The 20,978-nt window shown below is 70.3% G+C and carries 17 protein-coding genes; 11 read left to right on the top strand and 6 right to left on the bottom strand.

From position 1 onward, the window contains the following. Nucleotides 1-115: 115 nt before the first annotated feature. The 5 genes from ACYP53_RS33285 (at nt 116) to dpgD (ending at nt 5,626) form a co-directional block, all read left to right on the top strand. Nucleotides 116-1,435: an aminotransferase-like domain-containing protein gene (locus tag ACYP53_RS33285; protein WP_459650181.1), complete on the top strand. Its 1,320-nt coding sequence runs from the start codon at nt 116-118 to the stop codon at nt 1,433-1,435. Between the two features lie 156 nt (nt 1,436-1,591). Continuing rightward, nucleotides 1,592-2,749 (top strand): 3,5-dihydroxyphenylacetyl-CoA synthase DpgA, encoded by a 1,158-nt coding sequence (dpgA, locus tag ACYP53_RS33280; RefSeq protein WP_459650180.1) that lies wholly within the window; start codon nt 1,592-1,594, stop codon nt 2,747-2,749. 11 nt (nt 2,750-2,760) lie between these two features. Further along, nucleotides 2,761-3,474, top strand: a complete 714-nt coding sequence (gene dpgB / locus ACYP53_RS33275) for an enoyl-CoA-hydratase DpgB (protein ID WP_459650179.1) — start codon at nt 2,761-2,763, stop codon at nt 3,472-3,474. 26 nt (nt 3,475-3,500) lie between these two features. Next, nucleotides 3,501-4,823 carry a (3,5-dihydroxyphenyl)acetyl-CoA 1,2-dioxygenase DpgC gene (gene dpgC / locus ACYP53_RS33270; RefSeq protein WP_459650945.1) on the top strand — a complete coding sequence of 441 codons (1,323 nt, stop codon included), beginning with the start codon at nt 3,501-3,503 and terminating at the stop codon, nt 4,821-4,823. Continuing rightward, nucleotides 4,820-5,626, top strand: coding sequence for an enoyl-CoA-hydratase DpgD (gene dpgD, locus ACYP53_RS33265; protein WP_459650178.1), 807 nt, complete (start codon nt 4,820-4,822; stop codon nt 5,624-5,626). Before dpgC ends, dpgD begins: the two co-directional genes overlap by 4 nt. 152 nt (nt 5,627-5,778) lie before the next feature. Here the strand turns inward: dpgD and ACYP53_RS33260 are convergent, their stop codons facing one another. Together ACYP53_RS33260 and ACYP53_RS33255 are read right to left on the bottom strand one after the other, a co-directional pair. Then, nucleotides 5,779-7,701, bottom strand: a complete 1,923-nt coding sequence (locus tag ACYP53_RS33260) for an ABC transporter ATP-binding protein (RefSeq protein ID WP_459650177.1) — start codon at nt 7,699-7,701, stop codon at nt 5,779-5,781. A gap of 34 nt (nt 7,702-7,735) precedes the next feature. Then, nucleotides 7,736-8,542, bottom strand: coding sequence for an alpha/beta fold hydrolase (locus ACYP53_RS33255; protein ID WP_459650176.1), 807 nt, complete (start codon nt 8,540-8,542; stop codon nt 7,736-7,738). Between the two features lie 1,003 nt (nt 8,543-9,545). Here ACYP53_RS33255 and ACYP53_RS33250 point away from each other — a divergent pair. Next, a complete protein-coding gene (locus ACYP53_RS33250) occupies nt 9,546-10,634 on the top strand; it encodes a transcriptional regulator (RefSeq protein WP_459650175.1) in 1,089 nt (362 codons plus the stop codon). Nucleotides 10,635-10,842: 208 nt separating this feature from the next. On the opposite strand, the gene ACYP53_RS33245 is transcribed toward ACYP53_RS33250, so the two are convergent. From ACYP53_RS33245 to ACYP53_RS33230, 4 genes are all read right to left on the bottom strand, one after another. Continuing rightward, nucleotides 10,843-11,838, bottom strand: a complete 996-nt coding sequence (locus ACYP53_RS33245) for a transporter (protein WP_459650174.1) — start codon at nt 11,836-11,838, stop codon at nt 10,843-10,845. Next, on the bottom strand, nt 11,838-12,791 hold the full coding sequence (locus ACYP53_RS33240; RefSeq protein WP_459650173.1) for an ABC transporter ATP-binding protein: 954 nt from the start codon (nt 12,789-12,791) through the stop codon (nt 11,838-11,840). Before ACYP53_RS33240 ends, ACYP53_RS33245 begins: the two co-directional genes overlap by 1 nt. Next, entirely contained in the window at nt 12,788-13,174 is a 387-nt protein-coding gene (locus ACYP53_RS33235) for a GntR family transcriptional regulator (protein ID WP_459650172.1), read from the bottom strand. The genes ACYP53_RS33240 and ACYP53_RS33235 overlap by 4 nt, the downstream gene beginning before the upstream one ends. Before the next feature lie 197 nt (nt 13,175-13,371). After that, nucleotides 13,372-14,628: a cysteate synthase gene (locus ACYP53_RS33230; protein ID WP_459650171.1), complete on the bottom strand. Its 1,257-nt coding sequence runs from the start codon at nt 14,626-14,628 to the stop codon at nt 13,372-13,374. Nucleotides 14,629-15,079: 451 nt separating this feature from the next. Between ACYP53_RS33230 and ACYP53_RS33225 the strand changes: the two genes are divergently transcribed. The 5 genes from ACYP53_RS33225 to ACYP53_RS33205 all read left to right on the top strand — a co-directional run bounded on the left by ACYP53_RS33225 (nt 15,080) and on the right by ACYP53_RS33205 (nt 20,914). Further along, nucleotides 15,080-15,292 (top strand): MbtH family protein, encoded by a 213-nt coding sequence (locus ACYP53_RS33225; protein WP_459650170.1) that lies wholly within the window; start codon nt 15,080-15,082, stop codon nt 15,290-15,292. 119 nt (nt 15,293-15,411) lie between these two features. Continuing rightward, a complete protein-coding gene (locus ACYP53_RS33220) occupies nt 15,412-17,196 on the top strand; it encodes a fatty acyl-AMP ligase (RefSeq protein ID WP_459650169.1) in 1,785 nt (594 codons plus the stop codon). Next, complete coding sequence (locus tag ACYP53_RS33215; RefSeq protein WP_459650168.1) at nt 17,193-18,950, top strand: acyl-CoA dehydrogenase family protein; 1,758 nt, start codon at nt 17,193-17,195, stop codon at nt 18,948-18,950. The genes ACYP53_RS33220 and ACYP53_RS33215 overlap by 4 nt, the downstream gene beginning before the upstream one ends. Continuing rightward, nucleotides 18,940-20,616 carry an acyl-CoA dehydrogenase gene (locus tag ACYP53_RS33210; RefSeq protein WP_459650167.1) on the top strand — a complete coding sequence of 559 codons (1,677 nt, stop codon included), beginning with the start codon at nt 18,940-18,942 and terminating at the stop codon, nt 20,614-20,616. Before ACYP53_RS33215 ends, ACYP53_RS33210 begins: the two co-directional genes overlap by 11 nt. 13 nt (nt 20,617-20,629) lie before the next feature. Continuing rightward, nucleotides 20,630-20,914, top strand: a complete 285-nt coding sequence (locus tag ACYP53_RS33205) for an acyl carrier protein (RefSeq protein ID WP_459650166.1) — start codon at nt 20,630-20,632, stop codon at nt 20,912-20,914. Nucleotides 20,915-20,978: the final 64 nt, after the last annotated feature.

The raw sequence follows: 20,978 nt of genomic DNA, 5'->3' as shown, positions 1-20,978 counted from the left end.
TGGTATCGGGCCCGGGGTTCGTGCGGGCTGCGGATCCGGTCGACGGCGTGGGGCGGGCGGAGCTCTCTCCGAGCGTTCCGGAGTCCAGCCGCGAGCTCGCGCCGGCAGTGGCCCGATGACTGGGCTGACGCCGGAGCCAGGTGCTCTGCCCACTGCGAACCTGCACGCGAGTGTCGGTGACCCGGTGCTCGACACCATGAACTTCCTCAACGAGATCACCTACCGCTATCCGGAGGCAGTCTCCTTCGCGCCCGGTCGCCCCCACGACGGGTTCTTCGAGACGGAGCAGATCTTCGACCACCTTCGTCGCTACCTGGACCACCTGGAGGCCAATGGCGCCTCGCCGGACCAGATCCGCTCCTCGCTGTTCCAGTACGGGCCGACCAGCGGACAGATTCGGGAGCTGATCGCGGACTCGTTGCGGAAGGACGAGGGCATCGACGTCCCACCGGAGTCCGTGGTGGTCACGGTGGGGTGCCAGGAGGCCATGTTCCTCACCGTGCGAGCGCTGATCCGGGACCCGCAGGACGTCCTCCTGGTGTCCAGCCCGTGCTACGTGGGAATCGTCGGTGTCGCGGCTCTGCTGGACGCCAATCTCACCCCGGTCGAGGAGGGCGACGACGGGTTCCGCTGTGCGGACCTGGAGGCGGCCATCCTCGCTGAGCGGGAACGCGGTCGTCGACCCCGGGCGTTCTACGTGACCCCCGACCACTCGAACCCCTCGGGAACCACCATCCCGCTGGAGACCCGGCAGGAACTGCTCGACCTGGCGGCCCGGCACGACCTCCTGATCCTGGAGGACAGCCCGTACCGGCTGGTCAGCCCGGGGCAGCAACTTCCCACCCTCAAGTCCCTGGACCGGGCGCGGCGGGTGGTCCACCTGGGTTCTCTCTCCAAGACACTGTTCCCTGGCGCCCGGGTGGGGTACGCCGTCGCGGACCAAGCGGTCGTGGACGACGCGGGGCGGTCGGGCCTGCTGGCGGCCGAGCTCACCAAGATCAAGAGCATGGTGACGGTCAACACCTCGTCCCTCAGTCAGGCTGTTGTCGCCGGCATGCTGCTTTCCGCCGGTGGGCGGGCCGCCGACCTGAACGTCGAGACCGCCGCCTACTACGGCGACGCGATGCGGACCACGTTGGCCCGACTCGCCGAGGCGTTCCCCGAGCAGGAACGGGCGGCGCTGGGTGTGCGCTGGAACGAGCCGAGCGGCGGGTTCTTCCTGGCGCTGACCGTCCCGTTCCACGCCGACAACGCAGCGCTGGAGCGCTCGGCGGAGCAGTTCGGGGTGATCTGGACCCCGATGTCCTATTTCTACCCGCGTGGCGGTGGGGAGCGGGTCATCCGGCTCTCCGTCAGTTACCTGACCCACGCGGAGATCGCCGACGGCGTCGAGCGGTTGGCGTGTTTCATCAAAGACCAGGCGGCCGGGACCTGAGGCCGCCGCCCTGGCCGTGCTACCGGCCGGGGCAGGGCGACACCGGGCCCGCGGCGAACCGTCGCGGGCCCCTTCACGTACGGAAAGGGTTCAGCACGTGTCGGCAGTAGTACGACTTGTTCGCAGCAAAACCCGGATGTGGGGGTGGACGTTCCGATGACCACGAGCCTGAGCCTTCCGGCCACCAGTACCGGCCTCCTGGACCTGGCCGGGCCCGATCCCAAGAACGGTGCGGGCGTCGCCCGCATCACAGGTGTCGGAACGGCGACCACCGAGACCTCGTACACGCAGCGCGAGTTGCTCGACATCTTCGGGATCACTGATCCCAAGGTCCGCTCGGTCTTCCTCAACAGCGCCATCGAGCGCCGCTTCCTCTCCATCCCTCCCCGTGACGCCGACGGCGCCATCCTCCCGGAGACACAAGGCGCACTGCTCGACAAGCACAAGCGGCTCGCTCTGGAGATGGGAGCCCGGGCAGTCCGGTCCTGCCTCGACGACGCGGGTATCGAGCTGTCCGACATCGACTACCTCTGCTGCACGACCACCACGGGATTCCTCACTCCCGGGTTGAGTGCCCTGCTGATCCGTGACATGGGGATCCTTCCCAGGACCAGCCGGGTGGACGTGGTGGGAATGGGCTGCAATGCGGGCCTCAACGCCCTCAACGCAACAGCGAGTTGGGCCCACGCCAACCCGGGCAAGGTTGCCGTGCTGCTGTGCGCGGAGGCCTGCTCCGCCGCGTACGTGATCGACGGCACCATGCGCACTTCGGTCGTCAACAGCCTCTTCGGTGACGGCGCGGCCGCGATAGCCCTGGTTGCCGACGGCCCGGACACGGCCTACGCGTCAGCCGACGTTCCGCCGGCATCCGGCAGCCCCCGCATCCTGGGCTTCGCGAGCCATCTGATCACGGAGGCGGTCGAGGCGATGCGCTACGACTGGGACGACGACCAGGGGAAGTTCAGCTTCTACCTGGACCCGCACGTTCCTTACGTGGTGGGCGCCAACGCGGAGCAGGTCGTCGACCGCCTGCTCGGGAACGCCGGACTGCGCCGCAGCGACATCAGTCACTGGCTGGTGCACTCCGGTGGCAAGAAGGTGATCGACGCCGTTCGGGTGAACCTGGGGCTCACCCGCCACGACGTGCGGCACACGACCGGCGTTCTGCGCGACTTCGGAAACGTGTCGAGCGGTTCGTTCCTGTTCTCCTACGAGCGGTTGCTGCGGGAGGGGGTCACCCGGGCCGGCGATTACGGCGTCCTGATGACCATGGGACCCGGTTCGACGATCGAGACCGCACTGGTGCAATGGTGATGGGGAAGCAGATGAAGAACAGCGTCATGACCACCTCGCCGGAGCAGGCCCACCGGACGGATCCGGGCGTCCTGCTGCTGCGGATCGACGGTCGCCGGCCCATCTCGGCCGAGTCGGTCTCCGCGGTGAACGGCGTCTGTGGCGCCGCCGAGGACGACACCGGGCGAGCCCGGGTGGTGGTAGAGGTGTCGGGCAGCCCCGAGGGACCGTGGCCCGAGGGCCTGACGGTCGCGACGGTGAGCAAGTGGGAGCGCGCACTCCGCCGCCTCGAACGACTCCCCGCCCCGACCGTCGCCGTCGTCGACGGCGACTGCGGCGGGATCGCCCTGGACGCCCTGCTGGCCACCGACTACCGCATCGCGACCGGCGATGTGCGCCTCGTGGTGCCGGTCGACGGCGGAGCCACCTGGCCGGGAATGGCCATCTACCGGCTGGCTCAGCGCGGCGCCGGCGCCTCCGCGATCCGCAGGGCGGTGCTCTTCGGCACGCCGGTCGAGCTCGCCGAGGCGCTCGAACTCCAGCTGCTCGACGAGGTGGCGGCCGACCGGGTGAACGCCCACGCCCTGGCCGCTACGCGCGCCGGTGCCGTCTCCGGGAGCGAGCTGGACATTCGCCGCCGGCTGCTGGACGACGCCGTCGCGACCAGCTTCGACGAGGCGCTCGGCGTCCACCTCGCAGCGTGCGACAGGGCGCTGCGCAGAGCAGCCGCCGGGGTCGCGTCGTGATCGGTGACAAGGCCGGGGACGGCGTGATGGATGCCGTCCGGGCGGCGGGTGGTGTCCTGCCCGCCGCCCGGACGGCCCTGGCCGGGACCGCCCGGCGCACCGACGAGCTGCTGGCCGCCCTGCCCGATCCCGAACGGCGCTCGGCGGAGCAGCGGGCAGCTGCCCTGAAGGCGGTCGAGGCCGCGCGCACCGTGCGTGCCGCCTTCCTCGACGCGCACACGGACGCGGTCTACGACGAGCTGACCGAGGGCCGCAGCAGCCACCTCAGGATCGAGGAACTGGTTCGGGTCGCCGCCGCGGTCTTTCCCGGGCTGGTGCCCACGGAGGCGCGGCTGGCCGCCGAGCGTGACCGGCCGCAGGCGGCCAAGGAGGGGCACGAGATCGACCAAGGGCTCTTCCTCGGCCGCATCTTGGGCTCGCCCACGTCCGGCCCCCATCTGATCGACGCGATGCTGCGCCCGACACCGCGGGCTCTGGCCCTGCTGCCGGACTTCCGGGCGAATGGGAGGGCGGACCTCGGTTCCGTGCGGCTCGAGCGTGTGGACGGGGTGGCTCGGCTGACGATGTGCCGGGAGGACTGTCTGAACGCGGAGGACGACCGGCAGATCGACGACATGGAGACTGCGGTCGACCTCGCGCTGCTCGACCCCGGCGTCGAGGTGGGGCTTCTGCGTGGGGGCGTCATGACCCATCCGCGATACCGCGGCCGACGGGTCTTCAGTGCCGGCATCAACCTGAAGTCGCTGCACGGTGGTGGTATCTCGCTCGTCGACTTCCTGCTGCGCCGGGAACTCGGCTACATCCACAAGATCTGGCGGGGCCTGTTGGACGACTCCGGTGCGCACTGGTCGTCCCGGACTGTCGAGAAGCCCTGGGTGGCCGCTGTGGACACCTTCGCCATCGGAGGTGGCACCCAGCTCCTGTTGGTCTTCGACCGGGTGTTGGCGGCCTCGGATGCGTTCCTGAGCCTCCCAGCGGCCAAGGAGGGGATCGTCCCAGGGGCTTCCAACTTTCGGCTGGCCCGTCGGGCCGGCAGCCGGCTGGCCCGGCAGGTGATCCTGGACGGCCGTCGGATCTGGGCGCGCGAGCCGGACGCCCGGCTCCTGGTCGACGAGGTGCACGAGCCGGAGGACCTCGACGACGCGGTCGAGCGGACGCTCGACCGTCTGCGCGGACCGGCAGTGCTGGCGAACCGGCGGATGCTGAACCTGGTGGAGGAGCCAGTCGACGAATTCCGCCGCTACATGGCCGAATTCGCCGTCCAGCAGGCACTGAGACTGTACAGCTCCGACGTGCTGGACAAGGTCGGCCGCTTCACGCTCTCAGGCCCGCCGCGAGGTGCGGAGTGAGCGGGGACGAGAGCCCTCGTGTCCGGTACGAGAAGAAGGACCACGTCGCGCGGGTGACACTCGACCGTCCCGCCGTCCTCAACGCGATGGACCTGCGGATGCACGAGGAACTCGCGGCCGTATGGGACGACGTCGAGGCTGACGACGAGATCCGGGTCGCGGTGCTGACCGGTGCCGGTGACCGAGCGTTCTCGGTCGGCCAGGACCTGCGCGAGCGGGCTCGGCTGGACGAGCAGGGCGTGCCGCGGACGAGCTTCGGCAGTCGCGGCCAGCCCGGCTGGCCGCGACTGACCGAGCGGTTCCGGCTGTCCAAGCCCGTGCTGGCCCGGGTCGACGGCTACGCGTTGGGCGGAGGGTTCGAACTCGCCCTCGCCTGCGACCTGATCGTTGCCTCCGACCGGGCGGTCTTCGCCCTGCCGGAGGCCCAGCTCGGCCTCGTGCCGGGTGCGGGCGGGGCCTTCCGGCTCGCCCGGCAGGTGCCGCTCAAGGCCGCGATGGGTCACCTGTTGACGGGCCGGCGGATGACCGCGGCCGAGGCGCTGCGTTTCGGCCTGGTCAACCAGGTCGTACCGGCCGAAGGACTTGAGGACTGCGTTGCCGAGTGGACCGCGGACCTGCTGCGCAGTGCGCCGCTGGCGGTGCGGGCGATCAAGGAGGCGGTGATGCGCTCGGTCGACATGCCGCTGGAGGAGGCGTTCTCCGCGTCGTACGGGTGGGAGCTGCGGCGCCGGCACAGCGAGGACGCGGTCGAGGGACCGCGGGCGTTCGCCGAAGGGCGCCCGCCGCGCTGGCGGGGCCGCTGAGGTCGCCGGGCCCGGCCGTGCGAACGGGTCCGCGGCGTCGCTCGATCGGAGCGGCGCCGCGGACTCTCTCGTTTTCCGCTGGGCGGACAAGGCGCCGGCCGCCCCTCGGGGGAATGGGGCGGCCGGCGGAAGAGGGGTGGGTCTCGGGGGAATCAGACCCGCCCCAACCCGGCAGAGCCGGGGGCTTGTTCGGCGAACTGCGTCCGATAGAGATCGGCGTAGAGGCCGCAGGCACTGAGTAGCTCGTCGTGGGTACCGCTTTCACGGATCCGACCGCCCTCGACCACGAGGATCTGGTCGGCCTCGCGGATCGTCGATAGCCGGTGCGCGATCACGAGTGACGTCCGGCCGGCCAGGGCGGTGGCGAGGGCGCGCTGGATGGCGGCCTCGGATTCGGAATCCAGGTGGGCGGTGGCCTCGTCAAGAACGACGATCGGCGGTGCCTTGAGCAGCAGCCGGGCGAGCGACAGACGCTGCTTCTCACCGCCGGAGAGGCGGTGACCGCGGTCTCCCACCACGGTGTCCAGAGCGTCCGGCAGCGCGACGATGGTGTCCCAGATCAGGGCGGCCCGGCAGGCCTCGATCAGGTCCTGCTCGGAGGCGCCGGGGCGGGCGTACTCGAGGTTGGCACGGAGGGTGTCGTGGAACAGGTGGGCATCTTGGGTGACGACTCCGACGGTGTCGGCCAGGGACTGCAGGGTGAGATCCCGGATGTCGTGCCCGCCGATCCGCACGGTGCCCTGGCCGGGGTCGTAGAGACGGGGGACCAGCTGGGTGATGGTCGTCTTGCCGGCGCCCGAAGGGCCGACCAGTGCGGTCAGCTTGCCCGCAGGGGCCCGGAAACTGAGCCCGTGCAGGGCCCATGTGTCGTTCGCCGTCTCGGGACGGCGCAGGCCGATCGACTCCAGGGAGGCGAGGGAGACGTCGGCAGCGGCCGGGTAGCGGAAGTACACGCCGTCGAACTCGATCTCCGGGGCCGGGGCACCGGGGGAGGCGGGGGCGGGTAGAGGGCGGGCGTCGGGCCGTTCCGTGATGAGCGGTTCGAGGTCCAGGATCTCGAAGACCCGGTCGAAGCTGACCAGCGTGGTCATGACGGTGACCTGCATGCTGGCGAGCTGGTTGACCGGCCCGTAGAGGCGCAGCAGCAACGTCACCATGGCGACCAGCGTGCCGAAGGCGAGGGTTCCGTCGATGGTGAGGCTGCCGCCCAGGCCGTAGACCAGGGCCGTGGTGAGGCCAGTGATCAGCCCCAGGATGATGAACAGCATTCGCGAGTACACGACCGCGGCCACCGTGATGTCCCGGACCCGGCCGGCCTTGGCCGCGAAGAGGTCCGAGTCCTCCCTGCTCCGGCCGTACAGCTTGGCGAGCAGGGCCCCCGAGACGTTGAAGCGCTCGTTCATCATCGATCCCAACTCGGCGTCCAGCTGCATGGTTTCGCGAGTCAGTCGTTGCAACCGACGGGCGATCAGGCGGACCGGAAGCAGGAACACCGCGATCATCACCAGCGCTGCGGCGGTGATCTCCCAAGAGAGCACGAACATGGTGACCAACACCAGGACGAGCGTAAGCAGGGCCGAGACCGTCTGGGTGAGGAGCGTCGTCACCGCCTGCCGGGCGCCTATCACGTCGGAGTTGAGGCGGCTGACCAGGGAACCGGTCTGAGCCCGGGTGAAGAACGCCAGCGGTTGACGTTGGACATGTGCGAAGACCTCGGTCCGCAGGTCATAGACCAGGCCCTCGCCGACCCGGCCCGAGCACCACGTCTGCACGTGGACTGCCAGGGCGTCGAGCAGGGCGAGGCCGGCCACTACGAGGCAGAGCCGGACGACCGTACCGGAGTGCCCGGGCAGGATGCCGTCGTCGATGATCCCCTTGAGGAGGAGCGGATTGGCCGCCGCGATGGCCGCGTCGCCGACGGTGGCCAGCACCAGAAGGGCCAGCGGCCATCGGTATCGACCGAGGTAGGGCAGGATCCGCCGGGAGGTGCCCGCTCTGACCTTCTGCCGGGTGATCGAGTCATCGTCGAACCGGACCCGCTTCGGGGGTACCGCCCGGTCGCCCACGGTCGCCATGGATGATCCTGCCTCACATGTGTCTGATGGCATGTCAGTTCTTGTCGAAAAACTCGATGATGGAGGTGTTGACGGCGTCGGGGCGTTCCAGGTTGCCGAGATGGCCGCATCGGGGGATCTCCACGAGGTCGCAGTCCGGGATGGCGTCCGCCACCTCGGCGACCAGGTGCGGCGGGCAGATCAAGTCATCGGTGAACGCGATCGCGCGGCAGGGTGCCGCAATGTCGCGGAGCGCCTGGCGGCGGTCGGTGATGAGGTCCTTGTCGACCCAGTGCTGGCCCGCGGCGACACCCTCGCCACCGCTCAGTTCGAGAATGTCGAGCCAGCCGGAGACCGCGGCGTCGTCGTTCAGGGTGGCCGGGGAGAGCATCTCGATGGCTGTTCGAACGGCGTCGTACCGGGGCGGTAGTCGTAGGCCGGCGGTGTGGAGCGCGAATCCCGACTCGGTCTGCGCGCGGCGGAACACGTCCGACCGTGCCCGGGTGGCGATGAGTACGGCGGAGCGCACCAGGTGTGGGTGGGCGATGGCGAGCTCCTGGGCGATCGCGGCACCGAGGGACGTCCCGACGAGACGGCATGGTCCGAGGTCCAGGGCCTCGACCAGGCCTTTGGTGTCGGCGACCAGGTCGGCGAGCGAGTACCTTCCGGGCGGGGCGTCCGATGGGGAGATGCCGCGGTTGTCGAACGTGACCGTCCGATAGCCGGCCCGGTTCAAGGCGGGCGTCTGATGCAGCGTCCAGACCCGCCCGGCGGAGCCTGTGCCGGAGATCAGGAGTACGGGATCTCCATGACCAGAAGACTGGTAGGACAGTCGGATCCCGTTGGTGGTCACATAAGGCATGGCGCAACCTCGCAGGCGGCTTGTGTAGCCAGGAGAGTCCCTGGTCCGGGGGAGGAGCACGGTCTCGGGCGTGCGCAGGGGTCTCTGTCGTCGGACCCTCATGAACGGGTGTCGCTGTGCTTGCCGACCGATGGTCGGGATCTGCGCACCGCTTGCTCGCCTCCGCTCTGCCCACCATCGCATCGGCTTGACGCTTCGATCAAGGGTCGACCGGTTTCCTCGTCGCCGACATCGGTCGTCGGCCCCGGTTCTTGAAGTCGTGATGTCACAGAACCGTGAGGGGTGGCAGATCGGCGCGCCATAAAGCGGGTTGTGAGGTATGCGCAGGAGACGGAGTGTCGGACGGGCGTCGGGCATTCCGCGAGCGGATTCGACGGCCGGCCGCAGAGGGATTGGCGCGAGGTGAGAGCAAATGCCGCTATTGCCAAGAGTTTACCTGCGCGTGAGAGCTCGATGCGGCACTGATGGGAGGGCGGAGCGCGGGTGCCGGCCCCGAAGGGTCCGGTCTCGGGCCCGCTTCCGACCGAGGAGATGCCCGTCCGGACTGAGGTCGATCTGGCCAAGGGCGCGGCCGCGCAGGCCAGTCAGGGACTCGTCCTGCCTGTCCGAGCGGCCGGCTCACAGCCGGACGGGCCAAGGTGCGCGAAAAGCGACTGATCGTCAGAAACCGCCGGTGAACGCAGGTTCACTGTGAAGGGCTGAGGCATCGTGCTTTTAGGAGTTCTTACCATTCTCTTGAACTGGCGCCTCGACACGCATCGTTGGCAGGGTGACCATTGGGGCCAGTGGTGCACGGGGTGCCATCGTGCCCGCCTCTCTCGGGCCTGGGTCCAGCGGCTACATAGCAGCCGCTTGTCGGGCTCATGCCCATACTCCGGGGGGAGGCGGAGGCGGGGGGAAGGAATTTTGATGTGATCAAGAGGTTATCGAGGCAGGCGGCTCTGCATGCCGCCGGTACGTCAAGGTTCGGCTGTCGCATGGTCAGACACAGGGGGGCCTGGTAATGGGCCAGGGGATTGAACTGGCTGGATCGGCCAACGAAGGGATTTCGGACAGCTCGGACGAGTGCGAGGTACGGCAAGTGGTGGCCGTGCCGATCGCGCTGCTCGGGTTGGGGGACTCGCCTCGTTCCGGCGGCCGGGACAGGGAACACGTGTCCCGGCTGGCGGAGTTGGACGGACCGCTCCCGCCGATCCTGGTGGAGCGGAACTCCATGCGGGTCGTGGACGGGATACATCGTCTGATGGCCGCGTTGCTGCGCGGCCAGGAGACGATCGAGGTGGAGTTCTTCGAAGGCAGCGCGGAGGACGCGTTCCTGCGGGCTGTCGAGGCGAACGTCTCCCACGGCCTGCCGTTGTCGCACGCGGACCGGCGCGCGGCGGCGTCGCGGATCATGGCGTCACATCCAGCGATGTCGGACCGGGCCATCGCGCGGGCGGCAGGGCTCGGCGCGCGGACGGTGGCGACGATCCGGAGGAGTTCAACCGCGGGGGTCCCGCAGTTGAACGCCCGCGTGGGCCGCGACGGACGGGTCCGACCGCTGAATGGCGCGGAGGGTCGTCGGCGTGCAGCCGAACTGATCGCGCAGCGGCCCGAGGCGTCGCTACGGGAAGTGGCCCGGCTGGCGGGAGTTTCGCCGGCCACGGTGATCGACGTGCGTCGTCGCCTGGAGTCGGGGGAGGACCCGGTCGGGGCTCAGCCGTCGCAGCAGAACGCGGACTCCGAAGATCTGCTGCAGGTGGGCGGATCACCGGGGGAGGAGGCGTCCGAGGCGTCTGCCCAGGTGCAGCCCGCCCGTAGCGTTCGGTTGGTGAAGCCGGAAGCCGACCCGGCAGAGGTCCTGGAGAAGCTGCTGCGGGACCCGTCGTTGCGGCACAAGGAGGAAGGCCGGCAACTGCTGCGTCTGCTCCAGCAGAACGCGATCGGAGCACGGGAGTGCGCCGATCTGATCTCTGTCGTTCCGCCGCACTGCGGTGCTCTCGTGGTGAACCTGGCACGTCAGTGCGCCGAGACCTGGATGCAGTTCGCGCAGGAACTGGATCAGCGCGTGGTCCAGGTGTTGCCTGAACGTCGGCGGGCGATCGTGTCCTGATCCTTGCCGTCCGTTCCTCGTCCGGCTCCTTCACGGCGGCCGGCGGGCCGATCGTCTGACCGTCATGGACGACCTCCGAGCCCTTCATCCCCGCGCCGGTCCACTCGGCGGAGTGGGGAAGAAGGGCTCGGGGCGTTTCCGGGGTGGGTCTGGCGACGCCACCGGGCGGGCTCCGTTTGGTACGCAGCCCGCCCAGTACCAGCGCGGATCAGAAGGCCCGGCGGCGGACCCACCAGAAGCTGAAGGCCGCGAGGAGCGCAGTGGCCAGCAGGTAGATCCCCGCCTCGATCGACTGGAACGCCCAGTACCGAGTGTTGGGGTGGTAGGTGGCCTCGACGTGCAGGTTCAGCTTTGCCAGGCAGTCGATGGTCTGCTCGTGCTGCCCCGGGGCCGTGCACTGGGCGAGTCGCTCGGCGTTCGGGGACTGTCCGCTCGAGTCCAGCGCCTTGCCGGCGGAGACCACCCACGCATTGGGTAGCGTGATGCCGCCGATGGACAGCGAGGAGTCGTTGAGGATGATGCCCTCGGCGTGGCTCAGGGTCGTCGCGTCCAGCTGGACGTTCGAGGTGAGCGGGGTCTGGAAGTTCGGTCGCAGCATGGTCGGTACGGCGAACTGGGCGGCGGCGAAGACGGCGAGGGTCAGGGCCATCGCGGCGACCGGGCGTCGTAGCAGCAGACCTGCCGTGACACCGAGGGTGAAGGCGAAGGCCGCATAGGCGAAGGGCACGATGCCTCGGGCGCCGAAGATCAGCGAGGAGAACTTCGCCGCCTTGATGATGTCGTACCGGCCCGCGCCCCAGGTCAGCAGCATGCCGAGCAGTCCGGTGATGGCCATCGAGGTCAGACCGACGACGAGGAGCTTCACGGCCAGCCACCGGGTGCGGGTGACACTTTGGTGCCAGGCCAGCCGGTGCGTGCCGGCCGCGAGTTCGGAGCTGATCAGCGGGGCGCCCCAGAAGACGCCGAGGATGCCGGGAAGGGCCATGAGGAACAGGTCCGTGACGGCGATGACGGTGTCGTACTGCCCCTCGAAGCCCGAGATGATGCCGGGGGCGCAGCCGTTCGCGAGGCAACCGGCCACGGTGCTGTCGTAGCTGCTGTGGATGTTCAGCCCGAGCACCACGAGGTAGACCGCGGCGACCACGAACGCGGCCGCGCCGAAGACCGCCTGGGTGCGGAACTGCCGCCAGGTCATCCAGATCATCAGAGGCTCTCCAGATCCTGCGAGTCCGCGAAGGAGGTGCCCTCGCTCGATGCGTTCTTCGGCGTGCCGGTCTGTCGCTGTCGGCCGGGCTTCGGGCGATCTCGGGCCATGTACACCAGCACCAGGTCCTCGAGGTCGAGGTGCTCGGCGCGCCAGTCGCCGTTCGGCAGCGGGGAGTTCGTCCGGACGATGAAGGTGCTCTGGCGCCCGGTGTGGTCCTCCTGGATCACCTCGAGGCTCGAGGGCAGGGCGGACGCCTCGCGGGGCGGGCCGACGATCCGGAAGTGCTCGGCGATCAGGTCATCGCTCGGACCAGCCAGCTGGACACGGGACTTGGAGAGCAGGATCAGGTAGTCGCAGACGCGTTCGAGGTCGGCGATGACATGCGAGGAGAGGATGATGCTGCGTCCCTCGCGCTCACCGGCGAACTCCATCATCCCCTGCAGGAACGAGCGCCGGGCGAGCGGATCGAGTGCCGCGACCGGCTCGTCCAGGAGGAGCAGTTCGGGCTGCTTCGCCGCAGCCAGGGTGAGTGCGAGCTGGGCGCGCTGACCGCCGGACAGTCGCCCCGCCTTCTGGTTCATGTCGAGACCGAGCTGTTCGATGCGGCGCTCGGCTGCGCTCTGGTCCCACGCGGGGTTCATCTTCGCGCCGAAACGCAGGTGGTCGGCGACGGACAGCGCAGCGTAGACCGGGGTGTCCTGGGCGACGAACCCGACCTGGGCGAGCTGGTGCGGGCCGGAGCCCGGGCGCTCACCCAGGACGCGGATGGTGCCGGCGGACGGCGTTAACTGGCCGCAGGCCAGGTTGAGAAGGGTGGACTTGCCGGCCCCGTTGGGCCCGACCAGCCCGACGACGTGCCCCGGGGGAACGCTCAGGGTGCAGTCGCCCAGGGCGGTACGGCTGCCGTAGCGCTTCGTCAGCCCCTCGGCCTCGAGAACTGGTGTGGTCATTGCTCCTCGTCATCTGTGAGGAAGGTCGTGAGGAAGAGGGCCTTGATGCTCTCTTCGTCTATGCCTGCGGCTCGGGCCCTGGCGAGCCAGAGGCGCAGTTCCTTGCGTAGCGGCTCATGGGCGGCGATGGATTCGTCACTCAGGGTTCGGGTCACGAATGTGCCCACGCCCGGCTTCGGCGCGACGAGGCCTTCGTGTTCGAGCTCGCGGTAGGCCTTGAGAACGGTGTTCGGGTTGATTGCGACGCTCGCCGCGACGTCCTTCACCGTGGGCAGTCGGTCACCCTCGTGGAGCACGCCGAGCCGGAGGGCCTGGCGCACCTGCTGGACCAACTGCATGTATGGCGGGACGCCGGAACGGGAGTCCAAATGGAACTCGATCACCAAAGCTCAATTCATCTAGGATACTAGCACTATAGAATCCTGTGCCAAGCAATGATGTCAAGGACCACCTGACCTGGGGTGTTTCCCTGCGGCAGGTGCCTCGGGGGTGGGGTAGGACGGTGGACGCGGGGCGGACATGGCACTGCCCCGCCTGGCCGCAGGGCCGGGCGAGGCAGTGAACGGTGCGGGAGCCTGGTCTAGGTCAGCGCGCCCAGGAGCTTGCCCGCGATCACCTCGGGGGCGGTGTCGGGAGTGACCGTCCATGCGTTCGGTGGCTCTCCGCCCTGCTCGGCGCGCAGGCGCCGCCGGCCGCCGCCGGTGATGTTCAGCAGGATCCGGGCATCCCGGGGGATCGTCCCGTCCTCGGCGGCCTGCTTCAGGCAGGCCACGGCGACCGCGGCGGCCGGCTCGATGTCGATGCCCTCGACCGCCTCGAACAGGGCGGCCGCCGCCGCGGCCTCCTGCCGGTCGGCGACCAGGACGTCGCCCGCACTGTGCGTGAGGAGGTCCCGGACGCCGCCGGTGACTTCGAACGGCGGTGTGGCGTTGAGGAGTTCCGGGGCGTGGGCCCGGTGTTCGGCGGAGTCGGCGGGGCTCCACCGACCGTTTCGCCAGGCCGCGTGGAGCGGGGCGAACTCCGCGTTCTGACAGAGCACCGGGCGTGGTACCGGCTGTAGGGTCCCGTCGGCCGCGGCGATCCGTCGGGCGGCGCGGTCGGCGGCCAATGCGCCCGCGCCGCTGCCCACCGCCTGGACGTAGAAGTCGGGAAGGGTGCCCATGGTCTCGAATGCCGCGAGCATGACCACCGCCAGCCCGTCCCTACGGGCGACGTTGCGCACGCCGCCCTCGGCGAAGAACTCCGAGGCGGAGGAGGTGAGGGCCCGGCCGAAGGCGAGCACGTCGTTGTAGGTGCTGTCCTGGAGTGCGAGGACGGCGACCCTTTCGCTCGACCCGCCCGGGACTGCGAGGGCCGGCAGCGCCTGCTCCGGCACGATGAGCACACATGGGAGGTCGAGGTGTCGCGACGCGGCCGCGAACGATGCGGCGGTGTTCCCGGCGGAGGAGACCACCATGACGCCGGCGTCGCCCGGTGTTCTGCCGAGCACCGTGAAGGCCTCCAGTTCCTTGAAGGTGCCGGAGGTCATGCGACAGTCACGTTCGGGCCAGTACCCGCTGAACGCGATCCAGAGCCGATCCAGCCCGAGGGCCGCGGCAAGGCCGTGACATCGGTAGACGGCCGGCCGGCCCGAGCCGGGAACCTCCCGGCGGACCGGAAGCCACTCGCGATACCGGAAGACTCCGGGGGAGTCCGGCGACACCGTGAGCGGGCCGGGGCGGTACTCGGTGTCGAGCAGTGACTTCTCGCCGCATCGGGGACAGAGGGTGATCAGGCCGTCGTCCACGGTCCGCAGTGCGCATCGGTGACAGGCGATCGAGTGAGGGGTGCCGTGCATCGTCGGAGAATCCCTTGCAGTCACCGCCGTGTCAGCACCCGAGAATTCCTCTCGCGAGAACACCGGAATTGCGAGACGGCGTAAACGGTTCGAGTTCGAGGAAGCCCGCCGACCGATCTCGGGAACGGGCCGAAGCCCGTTGCGGCGGGAATTCCGGCGGGGTATGGAGAACCCGGACTATCCCAGGGGTGACGGCCGGAGGCCAGTGACGGCACTGCCGGACCCGGGCCGACCAGGGTGTTCAACCGCTGCATCGCACCAGTTGAACACCCTTGGCGCGGCGGGAGATGACGTGCTGGGGGCGGGTGGACTCGATCACTTACCCAGATCCGGCGGCTGGGGCATAGTGGTCCGCGACCCCGCCGTGGTGATCCCCCGTAACGACGAATCGACGTCGATCTCCGGGATGCCGGGGCCCCTCCGTATTCATTTCCCGTGAAAGGGCAGTGTGATGGCGAACCCATTTGACGATCCCGACGCCGGTTACCTCGTCCTGGTCAATGCCGAGGGCCAGCATTCGCTCTGGCCGGTCTTCGCCGACGTCCCGGAGGGCTGGGACAAGGTGTTCGGCGAGGCCGGGCGTCAGGAGTGCCTGGACTACATCGAACGGGAGTGGACCGACATGCGGCCGAAGAGCCTGATCGCGGCCATGGAGAACAACTGACGCAGCCCGTGCGCCGCCACGGCTCGGGCCCTCCCCGCCTTGGGGCAGGGCCCGAGCCGGGCGCGGCTGCCGACCGGAACACCACCGCTTGACGGAGTTTCAGTTCCAGGGGGAACACCATGGGTTTCGACATCACCGGCCATGCGAGCCTGGGTGAGGCCTTCGCGACGCGCGTCGCCCTCGAGCCGGAGCGCACCGCGCTCACCTTCTACCGGGGTTCGGCAGGAGCGGCGCACGAGAGCCTCACCTACCGGGAGCTCGGCCGCCGGGTGGGTCTGCGAGCGGCCGAGCTGGCAGACCGGCTGGCTCCCGGCGATCGCCTGCTCATCGCCCTGCCGACGTGCCCCGAGCTCGTCGAGCTCTACCTCGCCTGCCTGAGCGCCGGTGTGGTCGCGGTGCCGGCGCCGCCGGTCACGGCTTCGTCGAGCGCCGGCCAGCGCGTCGCCGCGATGGCCCGGGACTGTCGGCCGGCGCTCGTGGTCACCACGGCGGGAGACGTCGACACCGTCGTCGAGCGGCTTCACGGCGAGGGGCTGGATGACATCCCGGTCGAGGCGGCGATGCCCGTCGGCGCCGGCGAGGGCTCCCTGATGCTCTTCCGTGGACGGGGCGTCGGCCGTGACACGCTCGCCGTCCTCCAGTACAGCTCCGGATCCACCGGCACCCCCAAGGGCGTGATGCTCGCCCACGGGAACGTTCAGGCCAACCTGGCCGGCCTCAACACCGTGGTCGGCCTCGGCGGTGAGGACTCGTTCGGCACCTGGCTCCCGCTCCACCACGACTTCGGGCTGTTCGTCCAGCTCAGCTTCGCACTGTTCTACGGCGCACCCACCGTGCTGATGCCGCCGTCCGACTTCGCCCGTCGGCCGCTCGAGTGGCTCCGGATGATGGACTCGTTCGGGACCACCGCCACCTCGGCCCCGAACTTCGCCTACGACCTCGTCACCCGGCTGGTCACCGACGAGCAGCTGGAAGGCCTCGACCTGTCGAGGCTGCGCTTCGTCTGCAACGGGTCCGAGCCGATCCACGCGCCCACCATGGCCGCCTTCGCCAAGCGTTTCGCCTCCGTCGGACTGCGCCCCGAGGCGCTCACCTCGGGTTACGGCATGGCCGAGGTCACCGTGTACGTGTCGAACACCCCGCTCCCGCAGCAGCAAACGGTGCTCGTGGCCGACCCGCACCGGCTGCTGGACGCCGATCGCCCCGAACTGGTCGCCACCACCGGCGGCGGAGGCAGGGAGATCGTCGGCGTCGGCACCCCGGAGGTCGTGGAGTCCCGGATCGTCGACCCGCAGACCCTGGAGGTCCTGCCGGACGGCGCCATCGGTGAGGTCTGGGTCAGCGGCGCGAGCGTCGGCCGCGGGTACTGGGGCAAGCCGGAGCTCAGCGACGAGGTCTTCCGGGCCCGTCCGGCCGGCGGCGACGGGACCGGCCCGACCTGGCTGCGCACCGGCGACCTGGGCGGATTCGTCGACGGCGAGTTGTTCATCACCGGCCGGCTCAAGGAGGTCCTGATCGTCAACGGCCGCAACCTCTACCCCCAGGACCTGGAGCACGAGGCGCGCACCACACACCCGGCCCTGACCGGCTTCGTCGGTGCCGCCTTCAGCGTCGAGGCCCCCGACGAGCGGGTGGTGCTGGTCCACGAGGTCGACCCGAAGGTCTCCGCCGACGAGCTGCCCGGCATCGCTGCGGCTGTCTCGCGTCGACTCGCCGCCTCGTTCGGCGTCCCCGCGCGCAACGTCCTGTTGGTCCGGCGCGGCCAGGTGCGCCGCACCACCAGCGGCAAGATCGAGCGCGGCACCATGCGACGACGGTTCCTCGCCGGCCGGATCGAAGTGCTGCACGCCGAGCTGGAGCCCGAGGTGCGCCAGCTGGTCGAGACGGCGGTCGGTGCCCCGTGACGGCGGTCCGTGCCGTGCCCGGGCCGGAGGCCGCGATCGACGCTGCCCTCGGCGACCCGGAGGGTACCCTGCGGCTGTCCGCCGAGCTCGACGACGCCGAGCGGTTCCCCGCCGAAGTCTGCGCCCGGCTCGACGCGTTCGGCCTGCCCGCGTACTACGTGCCTGCGGAGTGGGGCGGTCGGCTCGACGACCACGAGGAACTGCTCCGGCTGCTGCGCAGCGTCGCCCGCCGCGACGTCAGCGCCGCCGTGGCGCACGCCAAGACCTACCTGGGCACCGCCTCGGTGTGGATCGCCGGAACACCCGAGCAAGCCGCCGCCACGGCTGCTGCCGTACTGGTCGGCAGCCCGGTCGCCTGGGCCCTCACCGAGCCGGAGCACGGCGCCGACCTACTGGCCGGCGGGCTCACCGCCACGGCCGAGGCCGATGGCTACCGGCTCGACGGCGTCAAGTGGCCGATCAACAACGCCACCCGGGCCGAGCTGCTCACCGTGCTCGCCCGCACCGGTGAGCCGGGCACCCCCCGGGGCCACAGTCTGTTCCTCGTGGACAAGGCGGCGTCGGCGCCCGGTAGTGTCCGGGCCCTACCCAAGGTCCCCACTCACGGCATCCGCGGCATCGACATCTCCGGCGTCCGGTTCGACGACGCGAAGGTGCCGTCCGCGGCGCTGCTCGGTGCTGAGGGCACTGGTCTGGAAACCGTCCTCCGCGCCCTCCAGCTCACCCGGACCCTGTGCGCCGCGCTCTCGCTCGGTGCAGGCGAACAGGCGCTCCGCCTGGCCGCCCGGTTCGCCGCGGAACGGGTGATCCAGAAGCGGCCGTTGGTCGAACGCCCGTACCCCGCCTCGATCCTGGCGAGATCCGCCGCGCTGCTTGCCGCGACCGAGGCGGCCGCACTCGTCGGCAACCGCTCGATCCACAGTCTCACCGCGGAGATGCCGGTGACCTCGTCCGTGGTCAAGGCGCTCGCCCCGACCTTGATCGACTCGATGCTCGGGGAACTGGCCGAGCTGCTCGGTGCCCGGTCGTTCCTGACCGACGTGTTCGAGCACGGCGCGTTCCAGAAGCTCTGGCGTGACCACCAGATCGTCGCGGTGTTCGACGGCAGCACCCCGGTGAACCGGGCCGCCCTCGTCCAGCAGTTCCCCCGACTGGCCCGGGCCTACGGTGCCGGCACGGTCGACGCCGCCGGTCTGGCCGAGGCCGTCGCGGTGGGCTCGCCGCCGCGCCCGCTGGAGCGCGCGAACCTCACCCTGATGTCCCGCCAGGGCTGCAGCGTGGTGCAGTCCCTCCCGGCCCTCGCCCGGTCGATATCCGCCCGGTCGGTCCACCCCGGAATCGCCGATCACGCCACCGCGCTGAGCACCACCGTCGGGGAACTGCACGCCGCGATGGCCGCAGTGACCCCGGTAGCCCGCCCGCCCATGGTCGCGTTCGAGCTCGCCGCCGCCTACGAGCTGTGCTACGCGGGCGCCGCCTGCCTCCACCTGTGGGCGGCCGGCGAGGTGGACCACACCGGGCAGGCGCTGTGGGCAGACGGGCTCTGGGTCAGGGCCGCGTTGCGCGCCCTGCGGACGAGGCTCGCCGAGGTCCTGCGGACACCGGCGCCGCCCGATGCCCCCGAGGACGGCCTCGTCGACGGCGCCCTCGCGGCAGCCGTCGTCGCGGCGGCCGCCAGTGGCGCCCCGGTGTCCCCGTTCGGGGCGCCACTGCCGGCATCCATGCGGAAGACGGAGGAAAGCCATGGGAGTTGAGAAGCTGGAGGTACTGCTCGGAGATCCGCGGGACGCCGACAACCCGGTAGGCCACACCGCCGTCCTCGCTGCCGACGAGCGGCGGGAGATGCTCGCCGAGGGCGAGCGGCTGCTGGACGCCTACGGCATGAACGCCGAGTTCGTGCCCGCCGCGTACGGCGGCCGGCTCACCCGGGCCGACCGGCTCGCCGAGGTCCAGCGCGCCCTGTGGCGGCGCGACCCCTGCCTGGGCCTCGGCTACGGGTTCAGCTCCCTGCTCGCCTCCGTCAACATCTGGACCGCCGGAAGTGAGGAGCAGCGTCGGGAGGCGGCCGACATCCTGCTCGGCAACGGCCGGATCGCCGCTGCCTTCCACGAGCTCGACCACGGCAACGACTTCGCCAACGCCGACTGCGCCGCCCGACCGGCCGACGGTGGCTGGCTGCTCTCCGGACGCAAGGAGATCGTGACGAACCTGCGCCGTGGCGACGCCATGGTGCTGTTCGCCCGGACCGCGGACACCGCCGGCAGCCGTAGCCACAGCCAGTTCTTCGTCCGGCGCGAGGACCTTCCGGCCGACGGACTGCAGGACCTGCCGCGCTTCCCGAGCTCGGGCATGCGCGGGGTCCAGCTCGGCGGCATCCGGTTCACCGACTGCCGACTGTCCGGCGACGCCGTGCTCGGCCGACCGGGCCAGGGCATGGAGATCGCCCTGCGCTCCTACCAGTTGACCCGCGCAGTGCTCCCGGCGGTGATCCTCGGGCCGTTGGAAGCGGCCCTACGGCTCGCGCTGGAGTGCGCGCTGGAGCGCCGGCTCTACGGAGGGACGGCCGCCGACCTGCCCTATGTGCGCGTGGTCGTCGCCCGGGCATTCGCCGACCTGCTGGCCATCGACGCGTTCTCCGGTGTCGGCCTCCGGGCGCTGCACCTGGTGCCGGATGCGATGGGCGTCTACGCGCCGGCCGCGAAGTACCTCACCTCGCGGATCCTGCTTGACGCGTTCGAGGACCTGCGATCGGTGCTGGGCGCGCAGTCCTACCTCCGCGAGGGCCCGTACGCGATGTTCCAGAAGCTGGCCCGCGACGTGGCACCGTCCACCTTCGCGCACATCTCGCGCAGCGCATGCCTCGTCACGATCCTGCCGCAACTTCCCCGGCTCGCCCGGCGGTTCTGGCCGGTCGGAGCGGCCGCCGCGCCTGAGCTGTTCGACCTCGGCGCAGATCTGCCGCCGCTGGACCTGACGCGGCTCGCACCGGGATTGCCGTCCGGGGACGGCATTCTCGGCACCCTGGCCGGACTCGCCGAGTCCGAGCCGCCTGACACGGTGGCCGGCCGCTTCGCCCGGCGCTTCCGGGACGAGCTGGCAACGCTGGCCGACCGGTGCGCCGAGCTGGAGCCGTCCGACCTCACCATCGGCGCCTCGCCCGCCGCGTACGCCCTGGCCGACCGCTACACGGTGCTGCTCGCCGCGGCCTGCGTGCTGGCGGTCTGGCGGCGCGGGGCCGGCCGGCACCCCGACGCGGTGCTCCCCGGCCTGCTCGACCGGCTGGCCGGCCGCCTCGGCGGCGCACCGGTGCTCCTCCCGGCCGAGCGGGAGAGCGGTGAGCGGGCGCTGTTCGACCTCGCACTGGAGCGCTACGGCGAGAACCGACTCTTTGATCTGACAGCCCGTCATATAGCAGGATGAGAGGGATAGTTCCATGACTGAAACCCACCAGGCGCACCCAGGTCAGTCGTCCGAGGCCGTCCAGTCCTGGCTGGTCGGGCGCATCGCCCACTTCCTCAAGGTGCCGGCCTCCCAGATCGATCCGGACGTCCCGCTCGCCGACTACGGGCTCGAGTCGGTGTACGCCTTCGCGCTCGCCGGCGAGATCGAGGACACCCTGGGCCTGAGCGTCGAACCCACGCTCGTGTGGGACGTCGACACGGTGACCGCGCTCACCGCCCACCTCACCCGTCTCGCGGCCGACGAGGCCGCCGGCTGACGGATGTCCGTCCGCCGGGCCCGGTGCCCGGCTCCAGCTCTTCCAGTCCGTGCAAGTGATCGAG

The organism is Kitasatospora sp. Ki12 (assembly GCF_054601375.1).
Note: the sequence above shows the minus strand (reverse complement) of the source record. Positions and strands in the feature narration are given on the sequence as shown.

Coding starts and splice junctions, on each gene's coding strand:
- ACYP53_RS33285 (WP_459650181.1), top strand. CDS start 116: ATGACTGGGCTGACGCCGGAGCCAGGTGCTCTGCCCACTGCGAACCTG.
- dpgA (WP_459650180.1), top strand. CDS start 1,592: ATGACCACGAGCCTGAGCCTTCCGGCCACCAGTACCGGCCTCCTGGAC.
- dpgB (WP_459650179.1), top strand. CDS start 2,761: ATGAAGAACAGCGTCATGACCACCTCGCCGGAGCAGGCCCACCGGACG.
- dpgC (WP_459650945.1), top strand. CDS start 3,501: ATGGATGCCGTCCGGGCGGCGGGTGGTGTCCTGCCCGCCGCCCGGACG.
- ACYP53_RS33260 (WP_459650177.1), bottom strand. CDS start 7,701: ATGGCGACCGTGGGCGACCGGGCGGTACCCCCGAAGCGGGTCCGGTTC.
- ACYP53_RS33255 (WP_459650176.1), bottom strand. CDS start 8,542: ATGCCTTATGTGACCACCAACGGGATCCGACTGTCCTACCAGTCTTCT.
- ACYP53_RS33250 (WP_459650175.1), top strand. CDS start 9,546: ATGGGCCAGGGGATTGAACTGGCTGGATCGGCCAACGAAGGGATTTCG.
- ACYP53_RS33245 (WP_459650174.1), bottom strand. CDS start 11,838: ATGATCTGGATGACCTGGCGGCAGTTCCGCACCCAGGCGGTCTTCGGC.
- ACYP53_RS33240 (WP_459650173.1), bottom strand. CDS start 12,791: ATGACCACACCAGTTCTCGAGGCCGAGGGGCTGACGAAGCGCTACGGC.
- ACYP53_RS33230 (WP_459650171.1), bottom strand. CDS start 14,628: ATGCACGGCACCCCTCACTCGATCGCCTGTCACCGATGCGCACTGCGG.
- ACYP53_RS33225 (WP_459650170.1), top strand. CDS start 15,080: ATGGCGAACCCATTTGACGATCCCGACGCCGGTTACCTCGTCCTGGTC.
- ACYP53_RS33220 (WP_459650169.1), top strand. CDS start 15,412: ATGGGTTTCGACATCACCGGCCATGCGAGCCTGGGTGAGGCCTTCGCG.
- ACYP53_RS33210 (WP_459650167.1), top strand. CDS start 18,940: ATGGGAGTTGAGAAGCTGGAGGTACTGCTCGGAGATCCGCGGGACGCC.
- ACYP53_RS33205 (WP_459650166.1), top strand. CDS start 20,630: ATGACTGAAACCCACCAGGCGCACCCAGGTCAGTCGTCCGAGGCCGTC.